The sequence below is a fragment of the Gilvimarinus sp. 1_MG-2023 genome, from assembly GCF_030548285.1.
Genome location: NZ_JAUOSC010001559.1, coordinates 1 through 242, shown reverse-complemented (window position 1 = coordinate 242; position 242 = coordinate 1). Strand labels below are relative to the sequence as shown.

Below are 242 nucleotides of genomic sequence, written 5' to 3'. Positions count from 1 at the left end.
TTGCTGGATATTTCCCGTATCGAAGCAGGACGTCTGGAAATTCACCGCGATGAGTTTGACCTGCACCGGTTACTGGTTGAGCTGGTCGATATGTTCCGGCTGCAAGCCGAAGACAAGGGCGTCCGTTTTGACTATCAGTTGTGCCCATACCTGCCACAGATTGTCCGTTCGGACGAAAAGCACCTGCGCCAGATCCTGATCAACCTGCTTTCCAACGCGGTCAAGTTTACACGGGCCGGGAC

Annotated in this window: 1 protein-coding gene; it reads left to right on the top strand. The window is 54.1% G+C overall.

Translation table 11 applies throughout. The annotated features are described in order from the left end of the window. On the top strand, positions 1-242 hold a 242-nt coding region (locus Q4563_RS22040; protein WP_442903860.1), incomplete at both ends, for a sensor histidine kinase.